Below are 13,149 nucleotides of genomic sequence, written 5' to 3'. Positions count from 1 at the left end.
TGACGGTCATCTTTTCATCCCCAACTTCAACTGCAGTATTTCGTTGCTGCCTTCAATGATTTCCATGATCTTGGCATCACGAAAAAACCGCTCTACTAACGTTCCTTCACAGCAGCCATTGGCACCAAAAATCTGTACCGCATCCCGCAGCACGTCATTCACCATGCCACTGGCAAAATACTTGGACATCACGATCTCTTCACTGCTTGAATCCAGATGATGATCCAATGCATCCGCGGCTTGAAAGCAGAGAGCTCTGGCAGCGGCAATCTTGGTTTTCATCTCCGCCAACATGCGATTTATCAATTGGAACTTCATCAGTTTTTGATCAAACTGGCGTCGCCCGGCAGCATAATCAAATGCCGCCGCCATTGCGGCTTGTGCCATACCCACACAGCCTGATGCAACACTCATCCGCCCTATTGATAAACTCGACATTGCCACAGCGGAGATACCCAGCCCCAGACCACCGATCAGGTTTTTTTTGTCTATGGCACAATCCTGGAACTGAATTTCCGCCAGCATGCTGGCCCGGCAGCCCATCACGTGATTAATCGGGTTCAGGGTAATCCCCGGAGTGCTACTCTCGACCAGACAAGCTACCGACTTGCCTGCTGACTGCCCGAACACCAAAAAGACGTCCGCTATCTGGCCGAACGAAATCCATTTTTTCGTACCATTCAGGATAAAGCGATCACCCTCCTCGGTGACGGACAGTGTCACCCCGCTTGCCTGGCTACCGATATCAGGCTCACTTAACGCATAGGCACCAATAAATTCGCCACAGGCCAAACCGGGTAACCATTTTATTTTGAGTTCTTCGCTGCCCCATCTTTCAATGGCATAGCACACCATTGACATTACCGTAATTAAACTTCTTGCCGTCGAACAGGCTTTATTAATTTCTTCATTAATTAAATTAAAACTCACAGCATTACAGCCAAGACCGTTGAATTTCCTTGATAATAAAGGGGCAAGAAAACCCCGCTCACCCATTATATAAATAATTTCTCTGGGAAATTCTCTTGTCATGTCAAATTGCGTTGCCCTGACAGCAATATTCTGTTCTACAAAGGTTTTACAGTTTTCACGTAGTTCTTTCTGTGAATTAGTCAGCCTTGATTCCACGGTATATTCCCGCCTTTTTCTAACGATTAACGTTGAGTGCAGTAATTTCCGCCCCAATTAAAAGCAGGCTAATAAATTTAATTTCGTTGTATTTTAAAAGCTAAAAATACATTGAACCGAGCAAGGAAAAAAAAAGACACTAGTAAGATTTTTAGGATATAGCCTATTCTATGTCAAGAAACCCCAATGTAATTAAATCCGCTTCTGAATTATTCACAATAACGCTTACCTCCGTATTTAGTGAGCAATGCTCAGACTATTCGTTATAAAATCAACGCACAAAAGTCGGCACAGAGTATACGGTGTAACACTGCTCTATCATCAGATACCCCGATTTTCTCAAAAATAAATATCTCTTTTTCAAGGTTTACTGGAACTGATCCTGACCCGGAATCCTGACCCATTCAGAAACAGAATTCTGGCATGATGAAGAGTCCCCTGAACGAAGGTGGTGCCGATGAAAAAGTCACTATTCACCGAAGAGCAAATTGTCTTTGCCCTCAAGCAGGCTGAACCTCCTTGTTCTACTGCCAGTGCACAGGACTGGTTCGCCTCGGACACTACGAAGAACCTTAATATCCTGTTGTTCAACGGTTTTTATAGCAACAAAATGAGTACCGGCGTACAGCAAGTCTCACCGATTGCCAGGGCTTCATTAACATCGTTTTTCTGATGATGTGCTAATGCTTTGACATGTTGGGTGAGAATAAGCCGGACGAGAAAACCCATTGATTGAAAAGTGCGCCCCAGTAATGAGAAGTGGCGCAGGCTTCCATCGCAATTAGCACATCGGTAGGGACTATCTTTTCGCCAGCAAAACACCTAATACCAAACCAACGGTTGCCCCGATTCCAACCCCATACCAGGGATTGTCATGCAGATAAATATCCGCTTTATCAGCAACCTGCTTTGCTCGTTGGCAATAACCATCAGACATATCATTGAGATGTGCCTTTACCTGCTGTAATGAAGTCTCGGCTTTATTTTTCAGCTCTTGATAAGTTTTATCTGCATAATCACCCGAATAACGCACTATCTCTTCTAATATTTCAGATAGCAGTTTCAAATCATCTTCAATATGGATTTCTCCAGGCTGTTGATGGATCGACGCCATGATATTCTCCTATTTGTAAAAGATTTTTTTACTCTCAGAGTTAACTATAGATAATTTCGCACAACTAAGACAGGACTGTCGGATCATTGTATTTATGGGATAAGGAAAGTGAGGTGCTAACCGGTGGGATCGTAATTACGCACCAACCGGTCAGGCTATGTGACTTGCTATTACATTAGTATGTCCTAAATTGTATAAGTCTAAGTAATAAAAAGAAAATGACTACAAGATAGTCCGCGTGTTGCTGATAATGCACTAGAATTGTAATGTACTCACCGCATAAACCGGCTCTGAGACAACGTGCCGGTAGATCACAACGGTTTTGTCATCAAGTTTTCAATGAGGAAAAATTATGAAATTGAATGTAGGTGGCGTGGATCGTATCGTCCGTATCGTTATTGGCCTGGTGCTCATCGCACTGGTCGCAACTGGCACGATCGGATGGTGGGGTTGGATTGGTGTTATTCCATTTCTGACGGGAGTGGTGGGATTTTGTCCGCTCTATCCGTTGATGGGAATCAATACCTGTTCATTGAAGTCGAAGAAATAACATCCAACCCAATGAATCCAGCCAGATTTATTCTGGCGATGGATATGAAATGAATACTTGTCGAGATTGATATCAATACATGCAATCGTATTCACAATCTAGTCTCTTTAGAAAAAAACACCCTGTAACGTACCGCTACAGGGTGGAGTGACCATTTCATTACGCCGTCGGTATTATCCTTCGGCGTTTTAGCTATCTACAGTGACGACAGTTACATCAGTGGTTGAGCCATCTGCACCAGAGAAATCAATGGCTGCGGGTACAGACCAAAGAACAGAACCATAACCGCGGAAATCAGCACCACAATACCACCGGCAGTTAATGCCCAGTTGCTCGGTGTATCACGGTTCAACGTCTGAGGTGCACTAAGATACAAGCTCACCAAGACACGCAGGTAGTAGTAAAGACCAATTGCACTCCCCACAACCACTGCGCCTGTCAACCACCATAAGTGGGCATTCACACCCACAGCCAACACATAGAACTTACCGAAAAACCCTAAGGTCATCGGAATACCGGCGAGGGACAGCATCATCACGGTCATTACCGCTGACAGGATCGGTTTATGCCAGAACAGCCCTCGATAAGAGAACAGGGAGTCAGCATCTGAACCACGGTATGGGCTGGACATCAAGCTGACGACACCGAAAGCGCCTAGGCTACTGAACAGATATCCTGCCAGATAGACACCTATTGTTTCCAATGCCAGCTGGTGCGATTGTACTGCAATCAATGCCACCAGCAGATAACCGAGATGCGCGATAGAAGAGTAGCCCAGCAAACGTTTAATATTACTCTGCGCCAACGCCATCAGGTTACCGAACAGGATAGAGGCGAAAGCAATCACGCCAAGCGTCAACCGAACAGACTCGCTATCCACCATTGGCGCATACAGGAACAACCGCATAACCGCACCAAAGATAGCAATCTTGCTGGCCGTTGCCAGGAATGTTGAAACGGGTGCCGGCGCACCTTGATAAACGTCTGGTGTCCAGAGGTGGAAAGGTACCAGCGACAGCTTAAAGCCAAGCCCCACCAGCATCATACCCAGCCCGACCATCAGCACCGGTTCATGTAGTTGGTGATCACTCAGGCTTTTGCCCAGACTGACAAAACTCAGATCGCCAGACTCCGCGTATATCAGTGCCATACCAAACAGCAGGAAAGACGATGCTGAAGCAGAGAGCAGCATGTACTTGATGCCTGCTTCCAGTGACCGTTTCTGACGGAAAGCATATCCCACCAAACCAAACAACGGCAGCGAGATAAGCTCAATACCAATGAACAATGAAGCCAGATGATTGGCGGTGGCGAGCAAAAGGCCCCCCATCGTTGCAATCAGAACCAGCAAGTAAAATTCATCACGATTGTCTGGATAGCCTTCCAGCCATGAATAGGCAAAAGTACTGGTTGCCAGACTGGCTAACAACACCAGCCCGGTATAGAACATGGAAAAGCCATCAACCCGAATCAGTGGAGTAACGTCTGTTGGCCCTACCTGACTAACCAGATAAAGGGAAAACAACGCGATATTCAGGCCAATAACCGTAAGTGTTGCGTTGACAAAATGGTTGCGTCGCCACGCAATGCACAGCATCACAACCACTACTGTCAATCCAACGATTAACAGCGGCGATAGCGCGATCAGTTGTTGAGGAGTTATTGTCATGGCGAATTACAGCCTTGTTGTTGAAATTATTGAACCCGGGACCGATGACATGAACCAATGCTGAATATTGGTCATCGCTGCGCTGGACGTATCCAGAATCGGCTGTGGGTATATACCCAATAGCACCAGCAAAACAACCAGTAGCATAATGAGCGACAGTTCACGTATGCTCATGGCTTGCAACGGCTCATCAGATTTTGGAGAGCCATAAAAAGCACGCTGCATCATGACCAATGCGTAGATAGACGCAAACACCAAGCCAAAGGTCGAAATAACCGTAATCATTGGCACAATCTGATAGCTGCCGAACAGGATCATGAATTCACCGACAAAGTTACCGGTGCCCGGCATCCCTAATGTGGCCAAAGCAAAGAACAGAGACAACGCCGGCAGGTATTTGATACGTGCCCATAATCCACCCATCTGACGCATGTCACGGGTATGCAGACGCTCATATAATTGGCCACAGATAATAAACAGACCGGCAGCAGACAAGCCATGTGCAATCATCTGGATAACGGCCCCTTGATAGGCCAGTTGACTGCCGGAATAAATGGCAATCATCACGAATCCCATATGGGAGACAGAGGTATAAGCGATCAAACGCTTGATATCGGTCTGCTTAAATGCCATCCAGGCACCATAGAAGATACCGACGACACCTAACCACATGGCGATAGGTGCAAACTCATGTGAAGCATACGGGAACAGAGGCAGACTAAAACGCAATAGACCGTAAGCCGCGGTTTTCAGCAAAATCCCTGCCAGGTCAACAGAACCGGCTGTTGGCGCCTGGCTATGTGCATCCGGCAACCAGCCATGTAACGGCACCACCGGCATTTTGACCGCAAACGCGATGAAGAATCCCAGCATTAACAGGTATTCGACACCGTGAGACATTTTGGTATGCAACAAATTCGCATAGTTGAATGTCCAGACGCCAGTCGCATTGTAGTGCACAAACACCAGCGCCAGAATGGAAATCAACATCACCAGACCACTGGCCTGGGTATAAATAAAGAATTTCGTTGCCGCTGCAATACGTGTTTTACCGTCAGAACCTTTGTGCCCCCACAAGGCAATCAGGAAGTACATGGGCACCAACATCATTTCCCAGAAAAAGAAGAACAGGAACATGTCGATAGCCAGGAACACACCGATTACACCACCGAGGATCCAAAGCAAGTTCAGATGGAAAAAGCCCTGATAGCGCTGAATCTCACGCCATGAGCACAGAATAGCCAGCACACCCAGCAAGCCGGTCAGTACCACCATCAACAGTGATAGGCCATCTAATGCCAGGTGAATTGAAATACCAAAACGCGGTATCCACGGCATATCAAATTCAGATTGCCATTGTGGCAGACCGGTTGGTACCGCCAGTGAGTATCCCCCCTGCAGCCATAACTGCAGAGACAGTGCCAGTGTCAATCCCATTGAAATCAGCGCGATCCAGCGCGGCACTTTAGTACCGAAACGCTCGAACTGCCAACACAGCAGACCGCCGATAAAGGGGATAAGAATTAGCCAAGGTAGTAGCATGGCGTTTTGTGTCCCTAAATTAAAGAAAACTGAAAACTTGCTGCCGCGGGTTATTCCTGCAGGGATAACCCGCCCTTCACATCACCACGTCACCGTTTATACCAGCAACAACAACGCCAGCACGACAACTGCGCCTAAACTCATGGAAGCGACATACCAGCGCAATTGGCCATTTTCACTGACGATCAAGCTATGGTTGCCCCAACGGGCAAACACCGCCGGGATATTCATCAGTGAATTCAACGGATCGCGCCGCAACAGCTTCCCGATAGCCAGATACGGTTTGACAAAAATCTTGTCATACAACCAGTCAAAGCCCCAGGCATAGAACCACCAGATGGTAAAGAACCGTCCCAGTGCGCTGTTTGCCACACTGTTGACCAACTGACGCTTCCCTAACCACAGTGCCGCTGCCACCAGAATACCCACAATCGCCACGATACCTGATGTTATCTCCAGCCTCAGTACCTGACTGTGTCCAAGATGAGTCGTTTCAGGCAACACACCTTGTAACGGTGGAACGATCAATGCTCCGACAAAGGTGGATAATATCAACAAGGTCAACAGTGGAAGATGATGAGAAAGGCCTTTTCCAGCATGTGCTTTTATCTTTGCTTCACCATGGAACACAATGAAAATCATGCGGAAGGTATATAACGAGGTCATAAAGGCCCCTACCAAACCGGCAAACATTAAATTGACATGGCCATTAGCCCAGGCACCTGCAAGGATTTCATCTTTACTAAAGAAGCCGGCCGTCAATAATGGCAACGCGGACAATGCCGCGCCACCCACCAGGAAACAGACATAGACCAGTGGGATGGTTTTACGTAACCCACCCATTTTGAAAATGTTCTGTTCATGATGACAAGCCAGAATGACCGAACCGGAAGATAAGAAGAGTAATGCTTTAAAGAATGCATGCGTCATCAGATGAAAAATAGCGGCATCCCACGCCTGTACACCCAGCGCCAGAAACATATAGCCAATCTGACTCATGGTGGAATAGGCAAGTACGCGTTTAATATCGGTCTGCACCAAAGCCGCAAAGCCAGCCAGCAATAAGGTGGCAGCACCTACCAAGGCGACCAGATTCAACACCTCCGGCGCCATCAGGAACAAACCATTAGTACGGGCTATCAGATAAACACCGGCGGTTACCATAGTCGCGGCGTGGATTAACGCAGATACCGGGGTCGGGCCAGCCATCGCATCAGCCAGCCAAGTCTGTAATGGCAACTGAGCCGACTTACCAACCGCGCCACCCAACAGCATTAAGGTTGCCCAGGTAATGACCGAAGAACCTTCTGCCAGTCGCTGCGGTGCAAGCACCATCAGCTCACGGAAGTTCAACGTACCCAGCTCTTTGTAAAGGATGAACAGTGCAATCGCCAGAAACACATCCCCGATACGGGTTACGATGAAAGCTTTCATCGCCGCAGCACCATTGCTTGGGTTCAAATAGTAGAAACCAATAAGCAGATAACTACACAACCCTACACCTTCCCAACCGAGATACATCAGCATCAGATTATCGGCCAGCACCAGTATTACCATGCTGGCAATAAACAGGTTGGTATAGGCAAAGAAGCGGGAATACCCCTCTTCACCACGCATATACCAAGAGGCAAACAGGTGAATGAAGAAACCGACGCCAGTGACAACCGACAACATGGTCAGAGACAATCCATCCAGCGTTAGGTTAACGCTGATGTCAAAATTCCCGACTGCCATCCAGGTCCACAGATGCTGATTGAAAAATACAACACCGCCGCCATGCTGATGGCTAATGAAGTCGGCAGCGATATAACACGTCACTAATGCCGCTAGACCAACGGATCCGACACCTATCGTGGCGGAAAAATTTTCCGACCAGCGACCACGAGAAAATGCCAGCAACAGAAATCCAATTAGCGGAAATAAAATAGTTAAATAGAGTAAGTTCATCCGCGCATCTCACTGACTGTATCAATATTCAGAGTATGACGACGACGATACAACTGCAGCAACATCGCCAGACCGATACTGGCCTCTGCGGCTGCTAGAGTAATCGCCAGAATATACATAATCTGACCATCTGGCTGTCCCCAGTAGCTACCGGCGACAACAAAAGCCAGCGCGGCCGAGTTAATCATGATTTCAAGGCTGATCAACATGAACAGCAAGTTGCGACGGATAATCAGTCCGGTCAGCCCTAAAATGAAGAGGATGGCAGCCAGAAGCAAACCATGCTGTAGCGGAATCATGCCCGTTCCCCCGTTATTTTTTTATCAACATCCTGATTCACCGATTCTTTACTGATCAATTCACCATGTTTGTCTTCACGTCCGATATGGAAAGCCACAACTAGCCCGGCTAACAGCAGCATAGATGCTAGCTCAACGGCCAGTACATAAGGTCCGAACAGGCTGATACCGACAGTCTTGGCATCGACCATATTGCCCGCGATACCTTGATCGGTAACGCTGAAGATACCTTTGACAATCACACCGAGCAGCAGCAGCGACAATATGCCAGGGCCGATCCAGACACCGGGTTTCAGCCATATTTTTTCCTGCTCTACCACGGAATTACCCAAGTTGAGCATCATTACAACGAAGACGAACAGCACCATGATGGCACCAGCATAAACGATGATTTCCAATGCACCGGCAAAGTAGGCGCCCAATGAAAAGAAAACACCAGCTACGGCTAACAATGAAACAATCAGATAAAGTAGTGCATGTACTGGATTGGTATGAGTAATGACACGTAATGTCGCCAATACCGCAATTATCGCAGCTGCATAAAAAGCGAATTCCATGCTTGGCTCCTTAAGGCAGCAGGCCTTTGACATCAATGGGTTTGGCTTCGTTTTCTGCTTCGCCTTTTCCTTTCCCATTAACTGCCATGCCGGCCATCCGGTAAAAGTTATATTCCGGATACTTACCCGGCCCCGAGATCAGCAGATCTTCTTTTTCGTACACCAGATCCTGACGTTTGAATTCACCCATTTCGAAATCAGGCGTCAACTGTATTGCCGTGGTTGGACAGGCTTCTTCACACATCCCGCAGAAAATACAGCGTGAAAAGTTAATGCGGAAAAATTCCGGATACCAGCGCCCATCCGTCATTTCCGCCTTCTGTAAAGAAATACAGCCCACTGGGCAAGCTACAGCACACAGGTTGCAGGCAACACACCGCTCCTGACCATCGGGATCACGCGTCAGTACAATACGTCCACGATAACGTGGTGGCGGATTAACTGGCTCTTCTGGATACATCTTGGTTTCACGTTTTTTGAACGCGTTGGAACCCACCATGCAGATACTGCGAATCTGGGTGCCGAAACCAATCACTAGCTCTTTCAATGTCATGGTTTATTCACCCTTGTTAAGCGTTATACAAAACGACCGCGGCTGTCGCCAACAGATTAAGGAGCGTTAATGGCAAACAGATTTTCCATCCGAAGGCCATCACCTGGTCATAACGCGGACGGGGTAAAGAAGCACGAATCAGGATAAACATCATCATGAAAAAGGCCGTTTTCAATGCGAACCATATAAATGGCGGCAGGAACGGGCCATGCCAGCCACCGAAGAACAGCGTGACGATCAATGCGGAAACCGTAACAATACCAATGTACTCGCCCACGAAGAACAGACCGAACTTCATACCTGAGTATTCAATATGATACCCATCGGCCAGTTCCTGTTCGGCTTCTGGCTGGTCAAACGGATGACGGTGACAGACTGCAACACCCGCGATAGCAAAAGTAAGGAAGCCAAAAAACTGAGGAATGATATTCCATAAGTGGGCTTGCGAATCAACGATAACCCCCATATTGAAGGATCCTGCCCGAGCGACCACCCCCATCAGCGACAACCCCAAAAATACCTCATAACTCAGGGTTTGCGCCGATGCACGCATCGCGCCCAACAACGAATATTTATTGTTACTGGACCAGCCGGCGAAAAGCACGGCATAAACCGCGAGCCCGGCCATCATCAGAAAGAACAGTAATCCGATATTCAAGTCTGACACCATCCAGGTAGGACTTACCGGAACGATGGCAAAGGACAGTAATAATGCGGTAAAGGCAATCATCGGTGCCAAGGTGAAAATCACCCGATCAGCAAATTTTGGTACCCAATCTTCCTTGAAGAACATTTTGATCATATCAGCGACCAATTGTAATGAGCCAGCCCAACCAACCCGGTTCGGCCCATAGCGTCCCTGAAACAATCCAAGCAGACGGCGTTCGCCCATGCTCATGAATGCTCCACACGTCACCACAACCAGCAGGATAACAATTGCCTTACCTACAGCGATCAAAATATCCATTGTTTCCGGTGTTAACCAGCTCATTGCGCGGCCTCCTGCATCTTCTCAACAGTCGCACCCGCCAGCACCGGGGCGATACCCGGGAAGCCTAACGGCAAACCGACTTGCCCTTGACCTAATTCTTCACTCACCCGTAAAGGTAAACGTAACGTTTGACCATTACAGATAATCTCCAGCAAGGTCCCGGGATTAACCCCCAACTGAGCCGCATCAGCGGAATTCACCATCACATAAGGTTGTGGCATGCGTTGCTGAATCACAGCTGAACGCTGAGACATCTCTTCGCTGCCGAACAAGTGATAGTAAGGTACGACACACCACTGCCCGGACTGAACCACAAACGGTGCCGGAATATGGTCAAAATATCCCAGGGTATCGTCACCCGCTTCAATAAGACGTACACCCGGATCACCATGACGCAACTGTCCGCCCACTTCATTCTGGAATTTGTTCCAGGCTTGAGGTGAGTTCCAACCTGGAGCCCACGCAAATGGAATCTCCTGACGATCGGAGGTTGGACTATTATTCCCTTCCATTGAAAAAGCGAACATGGTGTCTTTATCTTGGGGCTGCCGTGGTTCGTGCACGCTGATGTTGGCACGCATTGCAGTACGGCCACTGGACCGATTAGGGGAGCGAGCCAGTTTTTGTCCATGGATGCGGAAGGATGCGTCAGGTGCAGCCTGTTTGATCGCAGCCAGTTGAGGCAGTGCGCTAACACAAGCATCAATGACATGATCGAGCTGTGTCCAGTCAACCTGACGACTATGGTAAGTAATATACAATGCGTGCAACCAACGCCAGCTTTCCAGCATCACTACGTTGTTATCATAGTAAGTGGGGTCATATACCTGGAAGAAGCGTTGCGCGCGACCTTCCTGATTAATTACCGTACCATCGCTTTCGGCAAAACTGGCTGATGACAGGATAAGACTGGCTTTGTCCATAACATCAGTATGTTGATGATCCAATACCAGCAGGTTGGTTACTTTCACCAAGGCGGCATCTATCCGAGCCGCTGGCGCATGACGGTACAAATCATTCTCAAGGACCACAACACTATCAGCGTCGCCACTCTCTAGTTGGGTCAATGCTTCATCCAGCGAATAGCCGCCCACCATGGCGAGGCCAATACTGTTTGCCTCCGTCGCCACATACGTAAGACCAACATCAGCACCACGCCCTTTCAGCGCTTTCGCCACATTGGCAGCCGCCGCGATGATTTCTTCGCTACCCGCATTGGTACCGGAAATGATCAGCGGTTTTTTCGCGCCAGCCAGCGCCTGCACGATAACATCTATTTTTTGCTCCAAATCTGGAGCCAGATCGGTAACTGCTGGTGCGGCGTTATCCAATGCATGAGCAATGGCAAAACCGAGGCGAGCCTGATCGACAACCGGGGCACGATAATGCCATGCAGCGATATCATCCAAGCGGGTGCTGTCTACATTCGTAATGAACAGGGGATGCTTGGCATGCTGACCGATATTCAGAATAGCGGCAATCTGCCAGTCAGCTACTTTCTGGGCGGCGGCCATTTCACGGGCTTTGCCTTTTACCGCCTGACGGACTGAGAGTGCAATACGGGCACCGGTTTGGGTAAGATCTTCACCCAATATCAGAACGGCATCATAGCTTTCGATTTCTCGCAAGGATGGGCTGTGTACACCGCTTTCACGCAATACTTTAAGAATCAGTTGTAGCCGGTTCTGCTCACTCTGGGCAATACCCGTGTAAAAATTCTCGGCGCCGACCAGCTCACGTAACGCGAAATTACTTTCCACACTGGCGCGAGGAGAACCGATACCAATGACTTTCTTCGCCTGACGCAATACATCTGCCGCCCCTTGAAGAGCCTGATCAGCATTCAGTGCGATCCAGTCATCACCACGACGCTGTAACGGCTGGCGCGGACGATCTTTCAGATTGACGTAACCATAACCAAAACGACCTCGGTCACATAGGAAATAGTGGTTAACGCTACCATTGTATCGATTCTCGATACGCCGCAGTTCGCCATAACGCTCACCCGGGCTGGTATTACAACCGACGCTGCATTGTTGACAAATGCTGGGCGCAAACTGCATATCCCATTTACGGTTATAGCGTTCAGAGTGTGTTTTATCAGTAAACACGCCAGTGGGACAAACTTCCACCAGGTTACCGGAGAATTCACTCTCCAATGCGCCATCTTCCGCACGGCCAAAATAGACATTGTTATGCGCGCCATAAACACCCAGATCAGTACCGCCCGCATAGTCTTTGTAATAACGCACACAACGGTAACAGGCAATACAGCGGTTCATTTCATGAGAGATGAACGGCCCCAGATCTTGGTTATGGTGAGTACGTTTGGTGAAACGGTAGCGACGGGTATTATGCCCAGTCATTACCGTCATATCCTGCAAATGACAGTTCCCCCCTTCCTCACAAACCGGGCAATCGTGGGGATGGTTAGTCATCAGAAACTCCACCACGGTTTTACGGAACTGTTTGGCTTCGCTATCCTCGATAGCAATATAAGCGCCATCAGTCGCAGGCGTCATACAGGACATTACCAGACGACCGCGGGTATCTTCCGCGTTCTGGTATTGCTTAACCGCACACAGGCGGCAAGCACCGACGCTCCCCAGCGCCGGGTGCCAGCAAAAGTAGGGAATATCAAGTCCCAGAGAAAGACACGCCTCCAGTAGGTTGTCTGCTCCGTCCACTTCATATTCTTTGCCGTCTACATGAATCGTTGCCATAGTCAGCATGCTTCCATAATGGCCCGCTTAATAGCAGGCACTAATCAAAAAATTCTGTCTACCAGAATAAGAGTCA

At 48.4% G+C, this 13,149-nt stretch carries 12 protein-coding genes; 2 read left to right on the top strand and 10 right to left on the bottom strand.

From position 1 onward, the window contains the following. Nucleotides 1–6: 6 nt before the first annotated feature. Nucleotides 7–1,128, bottom strand: a complete 1,122-nt coding sequence (locus RS889_RS07910) for an acyl-CoA dehydrogenase family protein (protein ID WP_315710123.1) — start codon at nucleotides 1,126–1,128, stop codon at nucleotides 7–9. 457 nt (nucleotides 1,129–1,585) lie between these two features. Between RS889_RS07910 and RS889_RS23775 the strand changes: the two genes are divergently transcribed. After that, on the top strand, nucleotides 1,586–1,801 hold the full coding sequence (locus tag RS889_RS23775) for a hypothetical protein (protein WP_425475118.1): 216 nt from the start codon (nucleotides 1,586–1,588) through the stop codon (nucleotides 1,799–1,801). A 126-nt stretch (nucleotides 1,802–1,927) separates the two neighbouring features. Here the strand turns inward: RS889_RS23775 and RS889_RS07900 are convergent, their stop codons facing one another. After that, the gene (locus tag RS889_RS07900; RefSeq protein WP_237160224.1) at nucleotides 1,928–2,233 is read right to left on the bottom strand and encodes an ElaB/YgaM/YqjD family protein; all 306 of its coding nucleotides are present in this window, start codon (nucleotides 2,231–2,233) and stop codon (nucleotides 1,928–1,930) included. A gap of 361 nt (nucleotides 2,234–2,594) precedes the next feature. On the opposite strand from RS889_RS07900, the gene RS889_RS07895 reads away from it, so the two are divergent. Continuing rightward, nucleotides 2,595–2,792: a YgaP family membrane protein gene (locus tag RS889_RS07895; RefSeq protein WP_021016627.1), complete on the top strand. Its 198-nt coding sequence runs from the start codon at nucleotides 2,595–2,597 to the stop codon at nucleotides 2,790–2,792. Nucleotides 2,793–3,003: 211 nt separating this feature from the next. Here RS889_RS07895 and nuoN read toward each other — a convergent pair whose 3' ends face one another. The 8 genes from nuoN to nuoG all read right to left on the bottom strand — a co-directional run bounded on the left by nuoN (nucleotide 3,004) and on the right by nuoG (nucleotide 13,073). Further along, nucleotides 3,004–4,461 (bottom strand): NADH-quinone oxidoreductase subunit NuoN, encoded by a 1,458-nt coding sequence (nuoN, locus tag RS889_RS07890; RefSeq protein WP_315710121.1) that lies wholly within the window; start codon nucleotides 4,459–4,461, stop codon nucleotides 3,004–3,006. Between the two features lie 6 nt (nucleotides 4,462–4,467). Continuing rightward, a complete protein-coding gene (gene nuoM / locus RS889_RS07885; RefSeq protein WP_021016629.1) occupies nucleotides 4,468–6,003 on the bottom strand; it encodes an NADH-quinone oxidoreductase subunit M in 1,536 nt (511 codons plus the stop codon). Nucleotides 6,004–6,099: 96 nt separating this feature from the next. After that, nucleotides 6,100–7,950, bottom strand: a complete 1,851-nt coding sequence (nuoL, locus tag RS889_RS07880) for an NADH-quinone oxidoreductase subunit L (RefSeq protein ID WP_021016630.1) — start codon at nucleotides 7,948–7,950, stop codon at nucleotides 6,100–6,102. Then, complete coding sequence (gene nuoK, locus RS889_RS07875) at nucleotides 7,947–8,249, bottom strand: NADH-quinone oxidoreductase subunit NuoK (protein ID WP_021016631.1); 303 nt, start codon at nucleotides 8,247–8,249, stop codon at nucleotides 7,947–7,949. The genes nuoL and nuoK overlap by 4 nt, the downstream gene beginning before the upstream one ends. Further along, nucleotides 8,246–8,806: an NADH-quinone oxidoreductase subunit J gene (gene nuoJ / locus RS889_RS07870; RefSeq protein ID WP_021016632.1), complete on the bottom strand. Its 561-nt coding sequence runs from the start codon at nucleotides 8,804–8,806 to the stop codon at nucleotides 8,246–8,248. Before nuoJ ends, nuoK begins: the two co-directional genes overlap by 4 nt. Before the next feature lie 10 nt (nucleotides 8,807–8,816). Beyond that, a complete protein-coding gene (gene nuoI, locus RS889_RS07865; protein WP_021016633.1) occupies nucleotides 8,817–9,359 on the bottom strand; it encodes an NADH-quinone oxidoreductase subunit NuoI in 543 nt (180 codons plus the stop codon). 16 nt (nucleotides 9,360–9,375) lie between these two features. After that, nucleotides 9,376–10,350, bottom strand: coding sequence for an NADH-quinone oxidoreductase subunit NuoH (gene nuoH, locus RS889_RS07860; protein WP_021016634.1), 975 nt, complete (start codon nucleotides 10,348–10,350; stop codon nucleotides 9,376–9,378). Next, nucleotides 10,347–13,073 (bottom strand): NADH-quinone oxidoreductase subunit NuoG, encoded by a 2,727-nt coding sequence (gene nuoG, locus RS889_RS07855; protein WP_315710119.1) that lies wholly within the window; start codon nucleotides 13,071–13,073, stop codon nucleotides 10,347–10,349. The genes nuoH and nuoG overlap by 4 nt, the downstream gene beginning before the upstream one ends. Nucleotides 13,074–13,149 lie beyond the last annotated feature (76 nt).

The sequence above is a fragment of the Brenneria uluponensis genome (assembly GCF_032395385.1).
Classification (GTDB): Bacteria; Pseudomonadota; Gammaproteobacteria; order Enterobacterales; family Enterobacteriaceae; genus Prodigiosinella; species Prodigiosinella aquatilis.
The sequence above is the reverse complement of the archived record's forward strand: the minus strand, read 5'-3'. Positions and strand labels throughout refer to the sequence as shown.

Coding starts and splice junctions, on each gene's coding strand:
- RS889_RS23775 (WP_425475118.1), top strand. CDS start 1,586: ATGAAAAAGTCACTATTCACCGAAGAGCAAATTGTCTTTGCCCTCAAG.
- RS889_RS07895 (WP_021016627.1), top strand. CDS start 2,595: ATGAAATTGAATGTAGGTGGCGTGGATCGTATCGTCCGTATCGTTATT.
- nuoN (WP_315710121.1), bottom strand. CDS start 4,461: ATGACAATAACTCCTCAACAACTGATCGCGCTATCGCCGCTGTTAATC.
- nuoM (WP_021016629.1), bottom strand. CDS start 6,003: ATGCTACTACCTTGGCTAATTCTTATCCCCTTTATCGGCGGTCTGCTG.
- nuoL (WP_021016630.1), bottom strand. CDS start 7,950: ATGAACTTACTCTATTTAACTATTTTATTTCCGCTAATTGGATTTCTG.
- nuoK (WP_021016631.1), bottom strand. CDS start 8,249: ATGATTCCGCTACAGCATGGTTTGCTTCTGGCTGCCATCCTCTTCATT.
- nuoJ (WP_021016632.1), bottom strand. CDS start 8,806: ATGGAATTCGCTTTTTATGCAGCTGCGATAATTGCGGTATTGGCGACA.
- nuoI (WP_021016633.1), bottom strand. CDS start 9,359: ATGACATTGAAAGAGCTAGTGATTGGTTTCGGCACCCAGATTCGCAGT.
- nuoH (WP_021016634.1), bottom strand. CDS start 10,350: ATGAGCTGGTTAACACCGGAAACAATGGATATTTTGATCGCTGTAGGT.
- nuoG (WP_315710119.1), bottom strand. CDS start 13,073: ATGGCAACGATTCATGTAGACGGCAAAGAATATGAAGTGGACGGAGCA.